We start from the raw sequence: 19806 nt of genomic DNA, 5'->3' as shown, positions 1-19806 counted from the left end.
GCCACTGGAGATCGCCTACAGCATGCAGCTGACGCAGCCCTCGACCTCGGTGCCCTCCAACGCCATTTGGCGCAGGCGGATGTAGTACAGCGTCTTGATGCCCTTGCGCCATGCGTAGATCTGCGCCTTGTTCACGTCGCGCGTCGAGGCGGTGTCCTTGAAGAACAGCGTCAGGCTCAATCCCTGGTCGACGTGCTGGGTAGCCGCAGCGTAGGTGTCGATGATCTTCTCGTAGCCGATCTCGTACGCGTCCTGGTAGTACTCCAGGTTGTCGTTGGTCAGATACGGCGCCGGGTAGTAGACCCGACCGATCTTGCCTTCCTTGCGGATCTCGATCTTCGACGCGACCGGGTGGATCGAGCTGGTGGAGTGGTTGATGTAGGAGATCGACCCCGTCGGCGGAACGGCCTGCAGGTTCTGGTTGTAGATGCCGTGCTGCTGCACCGACTCCTTGAGCCGGACCCAATCCTCTTGCGTCGGAATGCGGATGCCCGCCTCGACGAACAGCTGCCGCACCCGCTCGGTGGCCGGCTCCCACGGCTGCTCGGTGTACTTGTCGAAGAACTCCCCCGACTTGTACTTCGAGCGCTCGAACCCGCCGAACGCGCGACCCCGCTCGATCGCGATGCGGTTGCTGGCCTTCAGCGCGTGGTACAGCACCGTGTAGAAGTAGATGTTGGTGAAGTCGATGCCCTCTTCGGAGCCGTAGAGGATCCGCTCCCGAGCCAGGTACCCGTGCAGGTTCATCTGGCCGAGGCCGATGGCGTGAGAGTCGTTGTTGCCCTGCTCGATCGACGGCACCGACCAGATGTGGGTCTGATCGCTGACCGCAGTCAGCGCCCGGATCGACACCTCGATGGTCTGCGCGAAGTCCGGCGAGTCCATCGCCTTGGCGATGTTCAGCGACCCGAGGTTGCACGAGATGTCCTTGCCCACCTTGGCGTAGGTCAGGTCCTCGTTGAACAGCGACGGCGTGGACACCTGCAGGATCTCCGAGCACAGGTTGCTGTGGGTGATCTTGCCCTCGATGGGGTTGGCCCGGTTCACCGTGTCCTCGTACATGATGTACGGGTAGCCAGACTCGAACTGCAGCTCGGCCAACGTCTGGAAGAACTCGCGGGCCTTGATCTTGGTCTTGCGAATGCGCGCGTCGTCGACCATCTCGTAGTACTTCTCGGTGACCGAGATGTCGGCGAAGGGGGTGTCATAGACGCGCTCGACGTCGTACGGCGAGAACAGGTACATGTCCTCGTTCTTCTTGGCGAGCTCGAACGTGATGTCGGGAATCACCACGCCCAGCGAGAGCGTCTTGATCCGGATCTTCTCGTCGGCGTTCTCACGCTTGGTGTCGAGGAAGCGGTAGATGTCGGGGTGGTGCGCGTGCAGGTACACCGCGCCCGCGCCTTGGCGCGCGCCGAGCTGGTTGGCGTAGGAGAACGAGTCCTCAAGCAGCTTCATGATCGGGATGACGCCGGAACTCTGGTTCTCGATGTTCTTGATCGGCGCGCCGTGCTCGCGAATGTTGCTGAGCAGCAACGCGACTCCGCCGCCACGCTTGGACAGCTGCAGTGCCGAGTTGATGGAACGTCCGATCGACTCCATGTTGTCCTCGATGCGGAGCAGGAAGCAGCTGACTGGCTCGCCGCGCTGCTTCTTGCCCGAGTTGAGGAACGTCGGCGTGGCCGGCTGGAACCGGCCGTCGATGATCTCGTCGACGAGCTTCTCGGCCAGCGTCGTATCACCGGCGGCCAGCGTCAGCGACACCATGACGACGCGGTCCTCGAAGCGCTCCAGGTAGCGCTTCCCGTCGAACGTCTTCAGCGTGTAGGAGGTGTAGTACTTGAACGCGCCGAGGAACGTCGGGAACCGGAACTTCTTGGCGTAGGCGCGATCAAGCAGCGTCTTGACGAAGTTGCGCGAGTACTGGTCGAGCACCTCGCGCTCGTAGTAGTTCTTCTGCACCAGGTAGTCGAGTTTCTCGTCCTGGTTGTGGAAGAACACCGTGTTCTGGTTGACGTGCTGCAGGAAGTACTGATTGGCGGCTTCCCGGTCCTTGTCGAACTGGATCTTGCCGTCCTTGTCGTACAAGTTCAGCATCGCGTTGAGCGCGTGGTAGTCCGTCTCGCCCGGAAGGGCGTGCGGGGCGGCTACCTGCTCTGCAGCTGTGGCGGTTGGTGACACGTCTGGTCCTTCCAAAAATCAGTGAGTCCGGCGCGGACGGCGAGCACGTCGTCCGTGGTGCCCATTAGTTCGAAGCGGTAGAGGTATGGCACGCGACACTTGCGGGAGACCACGTCGCCCGCGTAACCGAACTCGGCGCCGAAGTTGGTGTTGCCCGCGGCGATGACTCCGCGGAGCAGGGACCGGTTGTGTTCGTTGTTCAGAAAGGCGATGACTTGCTTGGGGACGTATCCCCCGGCTTGCCCGTTGAGACTGAGATCGGGCCCGTTGGCGTGCCCACCGCCGTAGGTGGGCAAAACCAGGACGTAGGGCTCGTGGACCTCGATGCGCTCACGCAGAGGAATCCGGATGGCGGGCAGTTCCAGCTTCTGCACGAAGCGGTGGGTGTTCTCCGAGACGCTGGAGAAGTAGACGAGGTTGCTCATCACGTCCCCCGCTCCGCTAGTGCTGCCCGCCCGATGCCCGTTACGCCGTGACTGCGACGGCGCCGGCGCCGGAGATCGACTTGATGCGGTCAGGGCGGAAGCCGGACCAGTGGTCGTTGCCTGCCACGACGACGGGGGCCTGCAGGTAACCCAGCGCCATGACGTAGTCGCGGGCCTCGGGCACCTCGGTGATGTCGATGACGTCGTAGGCGATGCCCTGCTTGTCGAGGGCCTTGTAGGTGGCGTTGCACTGGACGCAAGCGGGCTTGGTGTAGACGGTGACGGTCATCTTCGGCACGGCTCCTCTGCGGGAAAACTGGGACCAACTGGCTACTGCTGCTCACTGAACTTCAGCGACCTGCAGACCCTCGAAATTCCTGACCGGCCGAAGCTGTTCGATCGGCGGGAAGGGTGCCCGACTTGCCGGATTCGAGAGCTCCGGCCGACCTGGCGGTACTGGTACCGCTGGGGGTCTGTCGGTCTGCAAGACACTACACCTGGTGTCCGACATTCAGAAGAGATACAAGATGTTCTGAACAACATTCGTGAAATTCCCTGGTCGTAACTGCACGAACCCCTTTCCGATCGGCGTGTCGCTGCGCGCCGCGGCGTCGTGTCGCGGTAGTAAGACAGGTGTAGCACCGGCCACCGACAAGACCGTGGAAGTGTCCACCAACAGCAAAGCCGCCGACGGACCCTGCTCCGGGCCCATCGGCGGCTTCGTGCCGGGCGGTGTCAGCCGACCTCGGCGACCAGCTTCCCGACCACCTCGCGGATCTGCTGCACCACGTCTGCGTTCTCCCGTGGGTGCTTGCCGTCGAAGACCTTGGACGGTAGCGAGAGCTTGAGATCCTCGACCACCCGCGGTCCGGCGATGCCGAACGACTTGCGCGTCTCGTCGTGCGCCCAGACGCCGCCGTACTGGCCGTGCGCCGTGCCAATGACGGCGGTCGGCTTGCCCTTGAGGGCACTGTCGCCGAACGGTCGCGACAGCCAGTCGATCGCATTCTTGAGCACCCCGGGGATGCTGCCGTTGTACTCGGGCGTGACGACGAGTGCGGCGTCGGCCTCGGCCGCGGCCAAGCGCAGCGCCTGCACCGACTCGGCTACGCGTTCCCCGTCGATGTCCTCGTTGTAGAAGGGCAACTCGCCCAACCGGTCGAACAGCTGCAGCGACACGCCCGCCGGTGCCGACTCGATCGCTGCCTGCGCCAACTGTCGATTGAGCGATTCCGCACGTAGGCTGCCGAGCAGTACCAGGATCTTGATGTCTGCCATGTTCGTGAAATCCCTTTCGATCCGTCGGTCCGATCCTCGCACAGCTTAACCGGACCATGGTCCGATTCATTCCGCCTGAGCTAAAGTGCAGGCATGAGCGTTGGCGACGGACTGGTCGGGCTACCGGTCACCGATTCCGCGCCGGCGGAGCGGGGGGATGCCGCGCGCAACCGCATCCTGCTGATCGACGCCGCTCGACGCCTGATCGCCGATTACGGCGCCGAAACCGTCACGATGGACGACGTCGCCGCCGCCGCCGGCGTCGGCAAGGGCACCCTGTTCCGGCGCTTCGGCAGCCGCGCAGGCCTGATGATCGTGCTCCTCGATGAGGACGAGAAGGCCGAGCAACGGGCCTTCATGTTCGGCCCGCCGCCGCTGGGTCCAGGGGCGCCACCGCTGGAGCGGTTGCTCGCGTACGGCAGGGAGCGCTTGAAGTTCACCTGGGACCATCGGGTCCTGCTCTCCGACGCCACCAACAGCGATCCGCAGACCCGCTTCAACGCTCCGGCCACCCTGCATCGCTCCCACGTCCGGATGCTGCTCGACGCCGCGGGCACGACCGGTGACCTGGACGCTCAGGCCGACGCGTTGATCGCGTTGCTCGACGCCGACTACGTCGTACACCACGTCAACGACATGGGCCGGAGCATCGAACAGCAAGCTGACGCGTGGGAGAGCATGGCGCGCAAGCTGTGCGGGCAATGAGCGCTCGCGCGAAGAGCCGACTGGCCCGATGAGCGCTCGCGCGAAGAGCAGATGGAACGGCTAGCAGCCCATGTGGGTCTTGCACGTCGACCTCGACCAGTTCCTGGCGTCCGTCGAACTGCGGCGCAGGCCGGAGCTCGTCGGACTGCCCGTGATCGTCGGGGGTAACGGGGATCCCACCGAACCGCGCAAGGTCGTCACCTGCGCGTCGTACGAGGCGCGTGAGTTCGGCGTGCACGCGGGGATGCCGCTGCGGACCGCCGCCCGCAGGTGCCCCGACGCCAGCTTTCTCCCATCGGATCCCGCCGCCTACGACGAGGCCTCCGAGGAGGTCATGGGGCTGCTCCGTGACCTTGGGCACCCGCTCGAAGTGTGGGGCTGGGACGAGGCTTACCTCGGCGCCGACGTCGGCGACCCCTTCGATCTGGCCCAGCGCATCCGCACGCTGATCGAGGCGCAGACGGGCCTGTCGTGCTCGGTGGGCATCAGTGACAACAAGCAGCGAGCGAAGGTGGCGACGGGATTCGGGAAGCCGGGCCAGCGGACGCGAGGAGCAGAAGAAGGACAGCGCACGCGAGGAGCAGAAAAAGGAGGACAGCGCACGCGAGGAGCAGAAGGAGAACAGCGCACGCGAGGAGCAGAGGGACACGGCATCTTCCGACTCACCGACGACAACTGGATGGCCGTGATGGGCGACCGCGGCGTCGATGCGCTGTGGGGTGTCGGACCCAAGACCACCAAGAAACTCGCGGGCATGGGCATCAGCACCGTCGCCGACCTTGCGGCCACCGATGCTCAGGTGCTCACGTCCGCATTCGGGCCGACGACGGGGCTGTGGATCCTGTTGCTGGCCAAGGGCGGCGGCGATTCGAACGTCAGCGCCGAGCCGTGGGTGCCCCGATCCCGCAGCCACGTCATCACCTTTCCCGAGGATCTCACCGACCGGGCCGACATGGATGCCGCCGTCGTGGAGCTCGCCCGGCAGACTCTCGCCGAGATCGTCGAGCAACGGCGGACGGTGACCCGGGTGGCGGTGACGGTACGCACCAAGACGTTCTATACCCGCACGAAGATCCGGAAGCTGGCCCAACCGGGTACCGATCCAGCATCCATCACGGCGGCGGCACTCGACCTCCTGCACGAGTTCGAGCTGGACCGTCCGGTGCGACTGCTCGGCGTCCGACTCGAGCTGGCGATGCCTCGGAGGGAGGAGTCGGCTGTCGGCGCCGACGGCTAACGTCGAAGCCGTGTTGCAGACGGTCGCGATCCGGGGTTACCGGTCGATGCGAGAGCTGGTGATCCCGCTGACGCGGCTGACGGTGGTCACCGGCGCCAACGGCACGGGAAAGTCCTCGGTGTACCGGGCGCTGCGCCTGCTGGCGGACTGCGGCCGCGGCGAGGTGATCGGATCGCTGGCGCGTGAGGGCGGTCTGCAGTCGGTCCTGTGGGCGGGGCCGGAACAGACCGGTGGTGCGCGACGCACGGGAACCACCGAGGGCACCACTCGGACGCGCCCCGTTTCGCTCGAATTGGGTTTCGCCTCAGACGATTTCGGTTATCAGATCGACTTGGGACTTCCGCAGTACGCCGGTCCAGGGTCGTTCTTCGCCCGCGATCCGGAGATCAAACGCGAGGCGGTCTTCGCCGGTCCGCGGCTGCGCCACAGTTCGGCGCTGGTGCGCCGCGGGGGCGACTATGCCGAGATGGCGTCCGAATCGGGCCGGGGCTTCGAGGAGTTGACCAGAGCGCTCCCGTCGTACCGCAGCGTGCTGGCCGAGTATGCCCATCCCGGCGCCCTCCCCGAACTGGCTGCCGTCCGGGATCGACTGCGGGACTGGCGGTTCTACGACGGCTTCCGCGCCGATGCCGATGCGCCTGCCCGCCAGCCCCGGGTGGGAACCCGCACGCCAGTGCTTGCCGACGACGGTGGTGATCTCGCCGCCGCCGTGCAGACGATCCTCGAGGCGGGGTTCGACGACCTGCCACGTGCCATCGCGGAGGCATTCGACGGCGCGGAGGCATCCGTCGCCGTGCATGACGGACTCTTCGAGCTGCAATTGAAGCAGCGAGGCATGTTGCGCCCGCTGAGAGCTGCCGAATTGTCCGACGGCACATTGCGATTCATTCTCTGGGGGGCCGCACTGCTGACGCCAAGCCCCCCATCGCTGATGGTGCTCAACGAACCGGAGACATCGCTGCATCCCGATCTGGTGCCCCCGCTGGCGGCCATGGTCCGCTCCGCGGCGGAACACACGCAGGTCATCGTCGTGACCCACTCGCAGATCATGCGAGAGCACCTCCGCACCGATGACTCGAGCGAGATCGAGTTGGTCAAGGAGTGGGGCGAGACACAGGTGGTCGGCCAGACCTTGCTGACGGCACCACCGTGGGAGTGGGGCAAGCGTTGACGCGGATCAGCCGGTCTTGGAGGGGCGCAGCACACGGGTGAAGATGACGTTCACCCGTCGCATCGCAACGCTGTAGGGCCACCAGGCGAACCGCTTGAAGGCATACAGCGCGCGGATGTCCTGGGACGTGTAGATCAGGTAGCGGTTGCGGGCGACTCCGCGAAGGATCTTGTCCGCCGCCGCTTCCGGTGAAATGGCGTGGCCGCCGAACCGGTTCACCCACTTGGCCACCTGTGGATGCTCCCTGTCGACGCCGGCGATCTCGACGGTCTGCACCAGCGGCGTCTTCACCGCGCCGGGCACGACGACCGAGACGCCGATGCGGTGCCGGGCGAGGTCGAAGCGCAGCACCTCCGACAGTCCCCGCAGCCCGTACTTGCTGGCGCTGTAGGCGGCGTGCCACGGCAGTGCGACCAGCCCGGCGGCGGATGACACGTTGACCAGGTGCCCGCCGTTGCCGGCGAGAACCATTGGCGGCACGAAGTTCTCGATGACGTGTATGGGACCCATCAGGTTGACCGAGACCATCGTCTCCCAGTGGCGGTGGCTGAGGTTGCTCACCGTTCCCCACGCCGAAACCCCCGCGATGTTCATCACCACGTCCAAGGCGGGGGTGGTGCCCCCGATCATGCTGTGGATGTCCGCGGCGAACGCGGCCACCTCGTCGTAGTTCGAGATGTCCAGCGCTCGGTGGGCGGGCACCAAGGCGCCAAGGGCTCTTGCGTCGGCGACGGTCTCGGCGAGCCCCTCTGCGTTGCGGTCGGTGAGGAACAGTTCGGCTCCCTCGGCGGCCAGCTTGAGCGCCGTCGACCGCCCGATGCCGCTGGCCGCGCCCGTCAGGAGACACCGCTTGCCCGCAAATCCCTGCGCCATGAGCCGACCCTACCGGCTACCCCACGCGCTCCCCGGCGAGGAATTCCTCGACCGCGCGTGGCGGCCGCCCGATCAGCCGTTCGGTGTCACCCAGCGGTGTCTCAAGCAGGCCAGCACGGATGCTCTGCCCGAATCCAGTGAGTATCCCGGCCAACTCGGCGGGAAGCCCGGTCCCCGTCAGCCCCGCTTGGTAGTCCTCGTCGGACACCCCGACGACCTCGACCGGGGTGCCGTGGCGGGCCGACAGAACGGCGGCGATGGCGTGGTCGTCGAGCAGTCGTTGGCCCGCGATGTCGTAGCTGACGTCGTCGTGCCCGTCGCCGAGCAGGACCGCGGCGGCAGCGGCGGCGCAGTCGTCGCGGGTTATTGGCGCGTGGCGGCCGTCGCCGTTGTTGGTGACGAGCGCTCCCGTCGCGACGGCGTGGTCCCAGCCCGCCGCGATGGCCTCGAGGTACAGCGCGTTGCGCAGCATGGTCCATGCGGGACCCGCCGTGCGCAGCGCGGCCTCGGTGGCCGCGTGGTCGTCGGAGAGCGGGCGCAGCCTGGCGGGAAAGTCGCTGTCCGGGTTGGACATCGACGTGTAGGCGACGCGATGCACCCCGGCGCTCGCTGCGGCCTTGATCGCCGCCTCGTGCTGGGCGCGCCGACGGCCGACCGCGTCGGTCGAGATGAGCAGGAGGACGTCGACGCCGCGGAAGGCGTCGACCAGGGCGTCGGGTGCGTCGAAATCGGCGTGCCGGGTCTGCGCGCCTGCGTCGGCGAACTCGGCCAGCGAGGCGGGCGATCTGCTGAACAGCACCAGCTCCTCGGCCGGGTGCGATTCGAGTACGTACTGGGCCGTCCGCCGGCCCAGCGCGCCGCCCGCGCCGGTGATCCCGATGATCGTCATGGTCACTCCTGGTGTTGTCGGTTATCTTTTGATACTGACCTGATCATCTGAAACCGGGAGGCGCCGTGCAAGACGGCACTGTGGTGTCCGTCGGGCACACCGCGGTAACCGATCCGCTGGCATCGATCGCCGAGATGCTGGCCACGCAGTCCGACGTGCTGCTCGGAGCGTGTCCGGTGCGCGACGTGCTCGACCGCATCGGCGACAAGTGGTCGGTGCTCGTCATCGCGCTGCTCGGAGATGGCTCCATGCGGTTCATGGAGCTCAAGCGCTCCATCGGGTTGGTGTCCCAACGCATGCTCACCAGAACGTTGCGCGGGCTGGAACGCGACGGGTTGATCACGCGCACCGTCCATCCGGTGGTTCCGCCGCGAGTCGACTACGCGCTGACCGACGTCGGCCGTGGCCTGCACGGCATCCTCGCCAATCTCGCGACGTGGTCGTTCACCCACGCCGGCGACGTCGCCGAGGCGCGCGCCAGGTACGACGAGTCAGGCGAATCGCCGCTCGACGGGTGACGGCCGCTAGGCGCCAGGCGTGGTCTGGCCGCCCCACAGTGCGTGCAGCCAGAGCTTCTCCAGTACCGCGACCGAGCGGGTCATGTCGGGTTCGGGCCCGGCGAACGCGGAGTCACCGGACAGGGTGGAAACCGACGTCGCACCGAGGGTCCGGACCAACATCGGGACGTCCTCCGAGATCGGATGCGCGGTGCCTGCGCGTGCCTCGTCCTCGACGATCTTCACGATCTGGTCGACGACCGACGACATCTGCGCATCGAGGATCTCCCTGATCTCGGCGTCGGTGTTGCGGGCGACGTTGCACGCCGACATCACGGGATCGTTGTGGGCATATACGGCGGCCGCGCTGCCGACCATCCGCTTGGCGAACGCGGCGGGCGACTCCTCGGGGGTGCGCGGCGCGAAGTAGTGGGTCAGTACCTCGAGTTCCTCGGTGGCCTCGGCGAGTATCTGAGCCAGCACCGAATACTTCGAGTCGAAGTAGAAGTAGAAGCCCGACCGTGCCACTCCGGCCCGGTCGCTGATGGTGCTGACCGACAGCTCAGAGAACGGCTTCTCCTGCAGCAGTTCGCGCACGGCGGTCAGGATCGCCTCACGCTGCCGGTCACCGCGACTCTGGCGGACCTCGTTGGGGACGGATTCGGCGGTCATCGAGGTCAACCTTCCCACCCGCGCCGCGCCTCTACAAAACTTGACATGCGTCAAGTCGGCCCTCCAGGATGGGGGAAGCGAGTGAGATCGACCACACGATGCTCGGCCCAGGAGCTTGACAGGAGTTAGTCGATGACGACCATCAGCACCCCGGAGTATTTGCTCGACCAAGCCAAGCGGCGGCTCGTCCCGACCCTGAACACCATTCCCGGCATGGGGCTCGTCGAGAAGCGCCTGCGCGCCCACCAGTTCAAGCAGTACGCCTTGGCGGAACCGCCTGCGGGTAGCGGGCTCAAGCCGGTGATGGGCGATTCCGGTCTGCCGGTGCTCGGCCACATGATCGAGACGTTCCGCAGCGGACCGGACTATCTCCTGCAGGTGTACAGGGACCACGGCCCGCTGCACTACGCGTACTCCCCCGCGCTGCCCTCGGTGGTGGCCCTCGGCCCCGACGCCACGCAGGCGGTGTTCTCCAACAAGAACAAGGACTACTCGCAGAAGGGCTGGCATCCGGTCATCGGTCCGTTCTTCAACCGCGGATTGATGCTCCTGGACTTCGAGGAGCACATGTTCCACCGCCGGATCATGCAGGAGGCGTTCACCCGCTCCCGGCTGACCGGTTACGTAGAGCACATCGACCGGGTGGCATCGAAGGTGATCGCCAACGACTGGGTCGAGAACGACCCGCGGTTCCTGTTCTATCCGGCCGTCAAGGAGCTGACCCTCGACATCGCGTCAATGGTCTTCATGGGCCACGAGCCAGGCACCGACAACGAACTCGTCACCAAGGTCAACGACGCATTCACCATGACCACTCGCGCCGGTGGAGCCATCGTCCGAACGAGCATCCCGCCATTCAAGTGGTGGCGCGGGCTGCAGGCCCGCAGGGTGCTCGACGACTACTTCGAGGCGCGGGTCGAGGAACGCCGCAAGGCCGATGGCACCGACATGCTGACCGTCCTGTGCCACACCTCCGACGAGGACGGCAACAGCTTCTCCGACCAGGACATCGTCAACCACATGATCTTCCTGATGATGGCCGCCCACGACACGTCGACGTCCGCCCTGACCACGATGGTCTACCACCTTGCCGCCAACCAGGATTGGCAGGACCGCTGCCGCGACGAGTCCGACCGCCTCGGGGACGGGCCCCTCGACATCGAGGCGCTGGAGAAGCTGGAGACCCTCGACCTGGTGATGAACGAGGCGCTGCGGCTCGTCACCCCGCTGCCGTTCAACGTTCGGCAGGCGATCCGCGACACCGATCTGCTCGGTCACTACATTCCCGAGGGCACCACGGTCACGCTGTGGCCGTCGATGAACCATCACCTGCCCGAGCTGTGGACCGATCCGGAGAAGTTCGACCCAGCGCGCTTCGCGGAGCCGCGCAACGAGCACAAAAAGCATCGCTACGCGTTCGCCCCGTTCGGTGGCGGCGCACACAAGTGCATCGGCATGGTCTTCGGCCAGTTGGAGATCAAGACGGTGATGCACAGGTTGCTCCGCAAGTACCGCCTCGAACCGCCCCGGCCGGGCTACAGGTCCAAGCTCGATTACGGAGGGATGCCCATCCCGATGGACGGCATGCCGGTCATCCTGCGTCCGCTGCGGTGACGACCGCAGCCCCGGTCAGCTCGCGCTGATCAGTCGGTTCGCGCAGGCGACGACCGCCCGCAGCGCCGACTGCGTCGGATCGTCGGACCAACCCATTGCCCACTGGGCGTGCGTGCCGTCGGTGCCGCGGATGAACGTCGCGGTGCTCTCGCCTGCATGAAGTTGGTGAAACCCGAGCATCTCGACGCTGATGCCCCGCTCGTGGAGCATCTCCGTCAACGCCGCGATGGGACCACTGGCGGCCGCGGTCGACGTGCTGATGCGGTCACCGACGGCGATCGTCGCCTGATAGTGCCGCGCCTGCGGGCCCAGCTGCGAAGCGGGCCGCGCGGCGTCGGTGCACTCCCACTTGCCGAGGCGCAGCGGACCGGTCATCGGGGTGTAGGTGGTGTGAAAGGCGTCGAACGACATCGAATCGGCCTCCTCGCGCAACTCCCGCGGCAGCGGGCCGTCGAAATGGGCCGCGAACGTAGGGGCCACGCCGATCGCGGGCTGGACGGAATTCGGGGACGTCGAACCCGGGGACGTGAAAAACGGTGACGTGGAATTCGGTGAGGACATGTGCCGGTCTTCTCTTGCCAGAGGAATCGACCGACGGTGTAGCAACGACCCACAGCGAGGGGTCGGTCTGGATCAGACCCCGCTGTGGGTTGCTACTACGAGTCGCTTCGGCACGTTGGCGATGCTAGACGTCTCGGAGTGACCGACGCAACCCCGATGCGAAGGCGCTAGGTTCATCGCCGATGGCGCCGTCGAGTTGGTGGGATGTGGCCCTGCTCTTCGTGTCGGGGATCGGCGGCGGACTGGTCGGCAGCATCGCGGGATTGGCGTCGCTGACCACCTACCCGGCGCTGCTCCTCGTCGGTCTTCCTCCGGTGACGGCCAACGTCACCAATACCGTCGCGTTGGTGTTCAACGGGATCGGTTCGGTCCCGGGTTCACTGCCGGAGCTCCGGGGCCAACGGGCCAAACTCCTCAGGTTGGTGCCCGCCGCCGTCCTCGGTGGCGCCGCGGGTGCGGCTCTGCTGTTGTCGATCCCCGCCGAGGGCTTCGAGAACGTCGTGCCCGTGCTCATCGCCGCGTCGGCCTTACTGATCGCCCTGCCCCGCCGCAAGCGGGCCGAGGGTCATCGACGGGGCACCGCCGCCTTCGTCGTCGAAGGTGTCGCGATCCTCGCGATCTGCGTCTACGGGGGATTCTTCGGCGCGGCCGCTGGGGTGCTGATGCTGGCCCTGTTCCTCAGTACCGACAGCTCGTCGCTGGCCGACGCCAACGCCACCAAGAACGTGGTGCTGGGGGTCGCGAACGGCACCGCTGCGCTGGTCTTCGCCGTGTGGGCACCGGTCGACTGGTTGGCGGTGGTTCCGTTGGGCATTGGCTGTCTGCTCGGCGCGCGGCTGGGCCCGATCATCGTCCGCCGCGCCCCCGACACTCCCCTGCGCCTGTTGATCGCCGCTGCGGGCATCGCGTTGGCCGTCAAGCTCGGCATCGACACCTACCGTTGAACCGTCTTCGGCTCCCCCTGTCCGTCAGCGAAAGACGTCCTCGCCCTTGGCGACCCGCGTCCCCAACTGGATGAGGCCGACCGCCGATTCGTGTAGTCGCTCCCCGGCCTCCCGGGCTGCGCGCCCCGCGAGGTACCGCGACCACGTGCCCTCGATGACGATGCCGAGCTTGAAACACGCGAGCGCGGTGTACCAGTCGAGCCGCGTGACGTCGCGCCCACCGGCGGCGGAGTACGCCGCGAGCAGTTCGCCCCGGCTCGCGAGACCGCCGAGCGCCGCCAGTTCGGAGCCTGCGTCGATGGTGTTGGGTTCGGTCGGCCAGCACACCATCATCCAGCCGAGGTCTAGAAGCGGATCCCCGATCGTGCACATCTCCCAGTCGACGAAGGCGGCGAGTTCGGGTCGGTGGTAGCGGAGCATCACGTTGTTGAGGTGGGCGTCGCCGTGCATGATGCCGGGTTCGCCGTCGTCCGGACGATTGACCTCCAGCCACTGCGCCAGCTCGGTGACCGCGGGCAGCGACTCGGGTTGGTAGCCGTCGTGCCGGTAGCTCTCGAGGAGACCGAGGAACTGTGGAACCTGGCGGGCCAGAAAGGAACCGGGACGCCGGAGCGCCGCGAGTGCGCTGCCTTCCCACGCGACGTTGCCGAGCTGCGCGAGACCCGCCGCGTAGGCCAGCCCGACGTCGTGCCGGGCGGCGGGGTCCTCGACGTAGATCTGGGCGATCTCGGTGCCCGGGTTGAAGCCGTCGACCTCTTCCATCAGGTAGAAGACCACGCCCAGAACGCCGAGGTCCTCGCACCCGGCGATGAAAGCCGGATGCGGCACCGACGTGCCCGACAGCGTTCGCAGGACCGCGATCTCGCGCAGCATCGTCTTGTCACTCGTCGGGCGCGGGTGCAGCGGCGGTCGACGCAACACCATCGGTCGGTCGTCGACGCAGAGGCGAACGACGATGTTCTGGGTGCCGCCCAGCAGGGGTTCGACGGCGGTCACCTGCGCCCCGAGCCCGGTGTCGCGGATCCACGTCTGCAGGGCTGCCCGGTCGTCGTCGGTGAGAGTCGCGGTGTCGTCGGCCATGGCGGTCATCGTCGCGCCGGCCCGCCGCTCCCGTCCGAGGTTCCGTGGAACTCGCGCGTCGCCGACCCGCGTGCCTCGGATCGGTGCGCAATACTGGACCGATGGCTGATCTGAACGTCCTCGGTGGCACCTTGGAGCCATGCGGGACCGATCCGCTCACCGGTTTCTACCGTGACGGCTGCTGTTCGACGGGGCCCGAAGATCTTGGGAGCCACACCATCTGCGCCGTGGTCACCGGCGAGTTCCTCGAGCATCAGCGCTCCATCGGCAACGACCTGTCGACGCCGATGCCGCAGTATCGGTTTCCGGGACTGGTTCCCGGTGACCGTTGGTGCGTCACGGCAGCCAACTGGCTACGGGCTCAGACGGACGGTCATGCCGCACCGGTGGTGCTCGCGGCCACCCACGAGCGCACTCTCGAGGTGGTCCCCCTCGACGTGCTTCGCGAGCATTCCGTCGACGTGCCCGACGATCTAGGCGGCCTCTGACGGCAGCCGGTCGGTGCGTAACCGGCTGCCTGCCCGATCATTCGAGGTCAGATCCGCTTGGCGGTCAACAGCAGGTACTCCCAGTCCATCGACGCCCCTCCGGCGAGCGCGTCGTCGCCGAGCCGGGCGATGTCGGCGTCCAGCGCCGCCACCTTGGCATGGTCGTCGCCGATCCCACGGAAGGCCGCGATCGTCGGCCCGTAGTTGGCCTTGAAGTAGTCGCGGAATTCGGTCCCGTCGGTGAACCGGTCGACGGGCAGTGACCGGCGCTCGGTGACGACGTCGGTGACGCGGTCGCCCAGCAACTCGAGCACGTGGGTCTCGCTGCCCCAAAGCGGTGGTGCCGACACCCCGGGCGGCGGCGCGGCCACGTAGGGCTTCATCGTTGCGAACAACCGACCGATGAACCCTTCCGGCGTCCAACTGAGCACGCCGATCGTGCCGCCGGGCCGGCAGACCCGCACCAGTTCGTCGGCGGCCTGCTGATGGTGCGGGGCGAACATCACCCCGATGCACGACAGCACCGCGTCGAATTCGCCGTCGCCGAACGGCAATGTCTCGGCGTTGGCCTCGCGCCAACGCACCGGGATCCCGCGCTGCTCGGCCGCCAGGCGACCGTGCTCGAGCAGTTCGGGACACAGGTCGCTGGCGACGACGTCGGCGCCAACGGCTGCGGCCGCAAATGCGACGTTGCCGGTGCCTGCGGCCACGTCGAGGATGCGGTCACCCGGACCGATCCCGCTGGCTTCGACGAGAACGGGTCCCAGCGGGAAGACCAGTTCGTCGGCGACGGTGCGGTAGTCACCGAGCGCCCACAGCGCACGGTGTTTGGCCTCCAGGTCCTGGTTGGTCGTGGTGGTGGTCATGTCAGCTCCTCGTTGCGGGTGCGGCCCCCCTTGGTGCCGTCGGTCCATCGTCGCGCCGGGAGATCGTGCCGATCTAGTTCCAGATCTGTACCGAGCTGGTTGCATGGTGGTATTACGACGCGGCAGGGAGGTGCGCGACGTGTCCGGATACGGTCAGTTCTGCCCGGTGTCCAAGGCAATGGAGTTGCTCGACGAGCGTTGGACGATGCTCGTGGTGCGCGAGTTGCTGTTGGGCAGTAGTCATTTCAACGAGCTGCGGCGGGGGGTGCCGAAGATGTCGCCTGCGCTCCTGTCGAAGCGGCTGAAGTCGTTGACCCGCGCGGGCGTGGTCCGGCGCGTCGAGGCCGACGGCCGCACCACGTACTTTCTGACGGACAGCGGCCGGGAGCTCGGCGAGGTCGTGGAGGCCCTTGGCCGCTGGGGCGTCCGATGGGTGGGAGAGCTCGGCGAGGAGGATCTCGATCCGCATCTGTTGATGTGGGACATCCACCGCACGATCGCCGTCGACGCGTGGCCGCGCTCACGGACCACGGTGGCGTTCCGACTCGACGGGGTGACGACGAGGGCGTCGAGGTGGTGGCTGGTGGTTGCCGACGGCGCCGCCGACGTGTGCGACTTCGACCCGGGCCACGACGTGGCGGGCACCGTGGAGACCAGTCTGCGCACGCTGACCCGCATCTGGCGGGGTGACGTCGACTGGACGCGCGCGCTGCTCGAGGGCAGCGTGGCGGTATCTGGTCCCATCGAGGTTCGTCGTGCGATTCCCGACTGGATCGGTCAGGCCCCCTCGGCGGCGGTGCCGAGGCCGGCGTGACGGGGCCGGCGTGACGGGGCCGGCGTGACGGGGCCTACGTGACGGGGCCTGCGGCTACACGCCGAAGGTCAGTCCAGAATTCGTCGCGAGACGTTCGTGGTGACCAAGTCGAGTAGCTCGTCGGCGCGGCCCGCCATGATCGTCCTGATTGCGTAAAGGGAGAAGCCCTTGGCTTGTTCGGCAGTGATGGCGGGCGGGATGGACAGCTCCTGGCGTGCGGTCACCACGTCGACGATCGCGGGCCCGTCGTGCGCGAACGCCTCCGTCAGCGCCTGCTCCAGTTCGCCGGGATGCTCGACGCGCCGACCGTAGGCGCCGAGCGCGCGGCCGACGGCGGCAAAGTCGGGGTTGGTGAGATCGGTGCCGAAGTTGACGATCCCGGCGGCCTTCATCTCCAACTCGACGAAGTTCAGCGACGAGTTGTTGAACACGATCACCTTGACCGGCAGTCGATTCTGGATGAGCGTGATGAGCTCGCCGAACATCATGGTCAGGCCGCCGTCGCCGGCCAGCGCGACGACCTGACGGTTCGGAAACGCGGTCTGCGCACCGATCGCGTGGGGTAGGGCGCAGGCCATGGTGCCGTGGTTGAACGATCCGACGAGCCGTCGCTTGCCGTTCATGGTGAGGTAGCGAGCGGCCCACACGACGGGCGATCCCACGTCGACGGTGAACACCGCATCCTCGGTGGCAAGCCGATTGGCAAGTCCGGCAACGTATTCGGGACGAATGGGAGTCTTGTCGCGGTCGTTGACCGCGAGCCCGTCGAGCGTCTTTCGCGTCTTGGCGTAGTGCCGCAGCGACCGGTCGAGGTGTTCCTGGGTCGACTTCTCGACCAGCAGCGGCTGCAGCGCCTCAAGGGTGTCGGCGACCGTGCCGACGAGGCCGAGGTCGATCGGCGTGCGGCGGCCCAGGTTTCTGCCCCGGACGTCGACCTGGACGATGCGGGCGTCCTGCGGATAGAACTGCTGGTACGGGAAGTCGGTGCCGAGCATCAGCAACGTGTCGGCCTCCTTGATCGCCTTGTACCCCGAGGCGAAGCCGAGGAGACCCGTCATGCCGACGTCGTACGGATTGTCGTACTCGATGAACTCCTTGCCGCGCAGGGCGTGGACGACGGGGGCCTTCAGCGTTCCCGCCAGCCGGACCAGGGCGTCGTGCGCGCCTGCCACGCCCGCGCCGCCGAGGATCGTGACCCGCTCGCCGTCGTTGAGGATCTGCGCGGCCTGCCGCAGCGAGATCTCGTCGGGCCGGAGCACAGACCGGGTCGGCACGATCGGCTTTGCGAGCCAACCGGATTCATCGGCATGGTGGAGGAAGATCTCACCGGGAACGACGACGACGGCGACGCCGTTCTCCTCGACGGCGGCGCGCATCGCCATCTCGAAGATGCGCGGCGCCATCTCGGGGGTGCTCACCAGCTCGCAATAGACGCTGCACTCGCGGAAGAGGTCCTGCGGGTGGGTCTCCTGGAAGTACTCGGAGCCGATCTCGCTGCGCGGGATGTGCGCGGCGACGGCGAGGACGGGAACGCGGGAGCGCTGAGCGTCGAACAGTCCGTTGATGAGATGCAGGTTGCCGGGGCCGCAGCTACCCGCGCAGACGGCGAGCTGGCCGGTGAGCGCGGCGTCGGCCGCCGCGGCGAACGCCGCCGTCTCCTCGTGCCGGACGTGCTCCCAGCTGATCTGCCCGGAGCGTCGAATGGCGTCGGTGAAACCGTTGAGGCTGTCGCCGGGCAATCCGTACACGCGTCGCACGCCGCTTCGCGTCAATGCGTCGATGAGCTGGGTGGCGACGGTCGCCATGGAGGGCCTCCCTTGCGGTTTCGGCGCGGAAAGACGCGCTGAGCGCTACTTTCCGCGCCCGGATCACCTTACGTCAGACACTGGTAAGGACTTGCGGCGGCGAAGTAGGTACGTTGGCGTCATGGCCGACACGGCTACCCGCGCAGACGCGCCCCACGACGTCCGCCCCAGCGGACTCAATGGCGTTGCGGCGGCAGCGGTGGCGCTCGGAGTGGCCGAGTTGGCGGCGGTCCCCTTCGGACCGGCAGCCGACTCGCGAACCGCCATCGGGTCGACGGTGATCGACCTCACCCCGGGTCCGGTGAAGGAATGGGCGATTCAGCTCTTCGGCACGTCGGACAAGTTGTTCCTCACGGTCGCGGTCCTCGGCGTGATCGGCATCGTCGCCGCGAGCACGGCACGGTTCGAGACGCCACGGCGACCGGTCGGCAGTCTGGCCATCGTGGTGGCGGGCCTGCTCGGCTGCGCCGCCGTCCTCAGCAGGGCGGGCGCCTCCGCGATCGACGTGGTGCCGACCCTGATCGGCACGGTGTGCGGTGTACTGGTCCTGCGGCTGTTGATCTCGCATCGCCTTGCGGACCGGCCGAGTTCAAGCGACGACGGCGCCGGGGAGACTCCGCCGGATCGCGGCCGTCGAAGGTCGTTGGTGGCCTTGGGGTTCCTCGGCGTCGGGGCGGTGACCGGAGTGGCGGGCGCGGTGCTCAACCGGTTGAACTCCTCGGTGTCGGGAGACCGGGCGGCGTTCGCCCTTCCTGCGGTGCGCGGCACCGTCGCCCCGCCACCACCGCCCTCGGTCCAACCTGCGGGAGTTGCGTTGGCGCCGTTCATCACGCCGAACGACGACTTCTACCGGATCGACACCGCGTTGACCGTGCCGCAGCTCAGTCGCACGGACTGGCGCCTCAGGATCCACGGCATGGTCGATCGCGAGATCAGCCTCGCGTTCGAGGATCTGCAGCAGTTCGAGGTCGTGGAGCGGATCGTCACGTTGACGTGCGTGTCCAACCCCGTTGGCGGCGACCTCATCTCGAACGCCAAGTGGACGGGCTACCGCGTGCGAGATCTGTTGGCGGGGGCCGGTGTTCACCCCGACGCGGACATGGTGCTGTCGACCTCGATCGACGGCTTCACCGCGGGCACGCCGGTGGAGGCATTCACCGATCAGCGCGACGCCCTGCTGGCGATCGGCATGAACGACGCTCCCCTGCCCACCGAACACGGGTATCCCGCGCGGCTGGTGGTGCCTGGCCTATACGGCTACGTGTCGGCCACCAAGTGGGTCGTCGACCTCGAGCTCACGCGGTTCGATCGTGCTGAGGCGTACTGGACCCGGCTCGGCTGGTCCGCGCGAGGCCCCATCAAGACCGAGTCCCGCATCGACGTGCCCAGCCAGGGTGCCGAGGTTCCCCGCGGTCCCGTCACCTTCGGCGGGGTGGCGTGGGCGCAGCCGAGGGGCATCAAGGCGGTCGAGGTACGCATCGACGACGGACCGTGGCAACCGGCTGAGCTTGGGGCGAGTTACTCCAACGACACGTGGCGGCTGTGGAGTTTTCGCTGGCAAGCCGACGCTCCCGGTCCGCACGAGATCAGCGTACGGGCGACCGATGGGTCGGGGGCCGTGCAGACCTCAGATCAGGCCGACGTGATACCGGACGGTGCGACGGGCTGGCACACGGTGTCCTTCGCGGTCAGATAGGCGGCTGGCG

General features: G+C 67.1%; 20 protein-coding genes. 9 read left to right on the top strand and 11 right to left on the bottom strand.

Annotated elements, in window-relative coordinates; translation table 11 throughout:
• Window positions 1–15: 15 nt before the first annotated feature.
• The 4 genes from nrdE to ABW137_RS02185 all read right to left on the bottom strand — a co-directional run bounded on the left by nrdE (window position 16) and on the right by ABW137_RS02185 (window position 3884).
• Window positions 16–2097, bottom strand: a complete 2082-nt coding sequence (nrdE, locus tag ABW137_RS02200; protein ID WP_526396438.1) for a class 1b ribonucleoside-diphosphate reductase subunit alpha — start codon at window positions 2095–2097, stop codon at window positions 16–18.
• Window positions 2098–2147: 50 nt separating this feature from the next.
• Window positions 2148–2606: a class Ib ribonucleoside-diphosphate reductase assembly flavoprotein NrdI gene (nrdI, locus tag ABW137_RS02195; protein WP_526396424.1), complete on the bottom strand. Its 459-nt coding sequence runs from the start codon at window positions 2604–2606 to the stop codon at window positions 2148–2150.
• 40 nt (window positions 2607–2646) lie between these two features.
• On the bottom strand, window positions 2647–2895 hold the full coding sequence (locus ABW137_RS02190; protein WP_526396422.1) for a redoxin NrdH: 249 nt from the start codon (window positions 2893–2895) through the stop codon (window positions 2647–2649).
• A gap of 446 nt (window positions 2896–3341) precedes the next feature.
• Window positions 3342–3884 carry an NADPH-dependent FMN reductase gene (locus ABW137_RS02185; protein ID WP_526396420.1) on the bottom strand — a complete coding sequence of 181 codons (543 nt, stop codon included), beginning with the start codon at window positions 3882–3884 and terminating at the stop codon, window positions 3342–3344.
• 93 nt (window positions 3885–3977) lie between these two features.
• Between ABW137_RS02185 and ABW137_RS02180 the strand changes: the two genes are divergently transcribed.
• The 3 genes from ABW137_RS02180 to ABW137_RS02170 all read left to right on the top strand — a co-directional run bounded on the left by ABW137_RS02180 (window position 3978) and on the right by ABW137_RS02170 (window position 6997).
• A complete protein-coding gene (locus tag ABW137_RS02180; protein WP_526396418.1) occupies window positions 3978–4589 on the top strand; it encodes a TetR/AcrR family transcriptional regulator in 612 nt (203 codons plus the stop codon).
• A 70-nt stretch (window positions 4590–4659) separates the two neighbouring features.
• On the top strand, window positions 4660–5826 hold the full coding sequence (locus ABW137_RS02175; RefSeq protein ID WP_526396416.1) for a DNA polymerase IV: 1167 nt from the start codon (window positions 4660–4662) through the stop codon (window positions 5824–5826).
• A 10-nt stretch (window positions 5827–5836) separates the two neighbouring features.
• Entirely contained in the window at window positions 5837–6997 is a 1161-nt protein-coding gene (locus tag ABW137_RS02170; protein WP_526396414.1) for an AAA family ATPase, read from the top strand.
• A 6-nt stretch (window positions 6998–7003) separates the two neighbouring features.
• On the opposite strand, the gene ABW137_RS02165 is transcribed toward ABW137_RS02170, so the two are convergent.
• Complete coding sequence (locus tag ABW137_RS02165; protein WP_526396412.1) at window positions 7004–7870, bottom strand: SDR family oxidoreductase; 867 nt, start codon at window positions 7868–7870, stop codon at window positions 7004–7006.
• A 16-nt stretch (window positions 7871–7886) separates the two neighbouring features.
• Window positions 7887–8759, bottom strand: a complete 873-nt coding sequence (locus tag ABW137_RS02160) for an NAD(P)H-binding protein (protein ID WP_526396410.1) — start codon at window positions 8757–8759, stop codon at window positions 7887–7889.
• A gap of 65 nt (window positions 8760–8824) precedes the next feature.
• Here ABW137_RS02160 and ABW137_RS02155 point away from each other — a divergent pair, with 65 nt between their 5' ends.
• Window positions 8825–9277, top strand: coding sequence for a winged helix-turn-helix transcriptional regulator (locus tag ABW137_RS02155; protein WP_526396408.1), 453 nt, complete (start codon window positions 8825–8827; stop codon window positions 9275–9277).
• Window positions 9278–9283: 6 nt separating this feature from the next.
• Here the strand turns inward: ABW137_RS02155 and ABW137_RS02150 are convergent, their stop codons facing one another.
• A complete protein-coding gene (locus ABW137_RS02150; protein WP_526396436.1) occupies window positions 9284–9937 on the bottom strand; it encodes a TetR/AcrR family transcriptional regulator in 654 nt (217 codons plus the stop codon).
• A gap of 123 nt (window positions 9938–10060) precedes the next feature.
• Between ABW137_RS02150 and ABW137_RS02145 the strand changes: the two genes are divergently transcribed.
• Complete coding sequence (locus ABW137_RS02145; RefSeq protein WP_526396406.1) at window positions 10061–11542, top strand: cytochrome P450; 1482 nt, start codon at window positions 10061–10063, stop codon at window positions 11540–11542.
• Between the two features lie 15 nt (window positions 11543–11557).
• On the opposite strand, the gene ABW137_RS02140 is transcribed toward ABW137_RS02145, so the two are convergent.
• The gene (locus ABW137_RS02140) at window positions 11558–12103 is read right to left on the bottom strand and encodes a homocitrate synthase (protein ID WP_526396404.1); all 546 of its coding nucleotides are present in this window, start codon (window positions 12101–12103) and stop codon (window positions 11558–11560) included.
• A gap of 182 nt (window positions 12104–12285) precedes the next feature.
• On the opposite strand from ABW137_RS02140, the gene ABW137_RS02135 reads away from it, so the two are divergent.
• Window positions 12286–13047: a sulfite exporter TauE/SafE family protein gene (locus tag ABW137_RS02135; RefSeq protein WP_526396402.1), complete on the top strand. Its 762-nt coding sequence runs from the start codon at window positions 12286–12288 to the stop codon at window positions 13045–13047.
• A gap of 24 nt (window positions 13048–13071) precedes the next feature.
• Here the strand turns inward: ABW137_RS02135 and ABW137_RS02130 are convergent, their stop codons facing one another.
• Window positions 13072–14127: a phosphotransferase family protein gene (locus ABW137_RS02130; RefSeq protein WP_526396400.1), complete on the bottom strand. Its 1056-nt coding sequence runs from the start codon at window positions 14125–14127 to the stop codon at window positions 13072–13074.
• A 101-nt stretch (window positions 14128–14228) separates the two neighbouring features.
• Between ABW137_RS02130 and ABW137_RS02125 the strand changes: the two genes are divergently transcribed.
• Window positions 14229–14615, top strand: coding sequence for a DUF2237 family protein (locus ABW137_RS02125; RefSeq protein ID WP_526396398.1), 387 nt, complete (start codon window positions 14229–14231; stop codon window positions 14613–14615).
• A 47-nt stretch (window positions 14616–14662) separates the two neighbouring features.
• On the opposite strand, the gene ABW137_RS02120 is transcribed toward ABW137_RS02125, so the two are convergent.
• Window positions 14663–15481 (bottom strand): methyltransferase domain-containing protein, encoded by an 819-nt coding sequence (locus ABW137_RS02120; RefSeq protein ID WP_526396396.1) that lies wholly within the window; start codon window positions 15479–15481, stop codon window positions 14663–14665.
• 139 nt (window positions 15482–15620) lie between these two features.
• Here ABW137_RS02120 and ABW137_RS02115 point away from each other — a divergent pair, with 139 nt between their 5' ends.
• Window positions 15621–16295 carry a winged helix-turn-helix transcriptional regulator gene (locus ABW137_RS02115; RefSeq protein ID WP_526396434.1) on the top strand — a complete coding sequence of 225 codons (675 nt, stop codon included), beginning with the start codon at window positions 15621–15623 and terminating at the stop codon, window positions 16293–16295.
• Window positions 16296–16363: 68 nt separating this feature from the next.
• Here the strand turns inward: ABW137_RS02115 and poxB are convergent, their stop codons facing one another.
• Window positions 16364–18100, bottom strand: a complete 1737-nt coding sequence (gene poxB, locus ABW137_RS02110) for a ubiquinone-dependent pyruvate dehydrogenase (protein ID WP_526396394.1) — start codon at window positions 18098–18100, stop codon at window positions 16364–16366.
• A gap of 121 nt (window positions 18101–18221) precedes the next feature.
• On the opposite strand from poxB, the gene ABW137_RS02105 reads away from it, so the two are divergent.
• Window positions 18222–19796: a molybdopterin-dependent oxidoreductase gene (locus tag ABW137_RS02105; RefSeq protein ID WP_526396392.1), complete on the top strand. Its 1575-nt coding sequence runs from the start codon at window positions 18222–18224 to the stop codon at window positions 19794–19796.
• Window positions 19797–19806 lie beyond the last annotated feature (10 nt).

The organism is Mycobacterium sp. (genome assembly GCF_040509115.1).
In the GTDB taxonomy this organism is placed as follows: Bacteria; Actinomycetota; Actinomycetes; order Mycobacteriales; family Mycobacteriaceae; genus Mycobacterium.
Note: the sequence above shows the minus strand (reverse complement) of the source record. Positions and strands in the feature narration are given on the sequence as shown.

Coding starts and splice junctions, on each gene's coding strand:
- ABW137_RS02140 (WP_526396404.1), bottom strand. CDS start 12,103: ATGTCCTCACCGAATTCCACGTCACCGTTTTTCACGTCCCCGGGTTCG.
- ABW137_RS02135 (WP_526396402.1), top strand. CDS start 12,286: ATGGCGCCGTCGAGTTGGTGGGATGTGGCCCTGCTCTTCGTGTCGGGG.
- ABW137_RS02125 (WP_526396398.1), top strand. CDS start 14,229: ATGGCTGATCTGAACGTCCTCGGTGGCACCTTGGAGCCATGCGGGACC.
- ABW137_RS02105 (WP_526396392.1), top strand. CDS start 18,222: ATGGCCGACACGGCTACCCGCGCAGACGCGCCCCACGACGTCCGCCCC.
- ABW137_RS02120 (WP_526396396.1), bottom strand. CDS start 15,481: ATGACCACCACCACGACCAACCAGGACCTGGAGGCCAAACACCGTGCG.
- nrdE (WP_526396438.1), bottom strand. CDS start 2,097: ATGCTGAACTTGTACGACAAGGACGGCAAGATCCAGTTCGACAAGGAC.
- ABW137_RS02190 (WP_526396422.1), bottom strand. CDS start 2,895: ATGACCGTCACCGTCTACACCAAGCCCGCTTGCGTCCAGTGCAACGCC.
- ABW137_RS02180 (WP_526396418.1), top strand. CDS start 3,978: ATGAGCGTTGGCGACGGACTGGTCGGGCTACCGGTCACCGATTCCGCG.
- ABW137_RS02175 (WP_526396416.1), top strand. CDS start 4,660: ATGTGGGTCTTGCACGTCGACCTCGACCAGTTCCTGGCGTCCGTCGAA.
- ABW137_RS02145 (WP_526396406.1), top strand. CDS start 10,061: ATGACGACCATCAGCACCCCGGAGTATTTGCTCGACCAAGCCAAGCGG.
- ABW137_RS02160 (WP_526396410.1), bottom strand. CDS start 8,759: ATGACGATCATCGGGATCACCGGCGCGGGCGGCGCGCTGGGCCGGCGG.
- ABW137_RS02185 (WP_526396420.1), bottom strand. CDS start 3,884: ATGGCAGACATCAAGATCCTGGTACTGCTCGGCAGCCTACGTGCGGAA.
- poxB (WP_526396394.1), bottom strand. CDS start 18,100: ATGGCGACCGTCGCCACCCAGCTCATCGACGCATTGACGCGAAGCGGC.
- ABW137_RS02165 (WP_526396412.1), bottom strand. CDS start 7,870: ATGGCGCAGGGATTTGCGGGCAAGCGGTGTCTCCTGACGGGCGCGGCC.
- ABW137_RS02130 (WP_526396400.1), bottom strand. CDS start 14,127: ATGGCCGACGACACCGCGACTCTCACCGACGACGACCGGGCAGCCCTG.
- nrdI (WP_526396424.1), bottom strand. CDS start 2,606: ATGAGCAACCTCGTCTACTTCTCCAGCGTCTCGGAGAACACCCACCGC.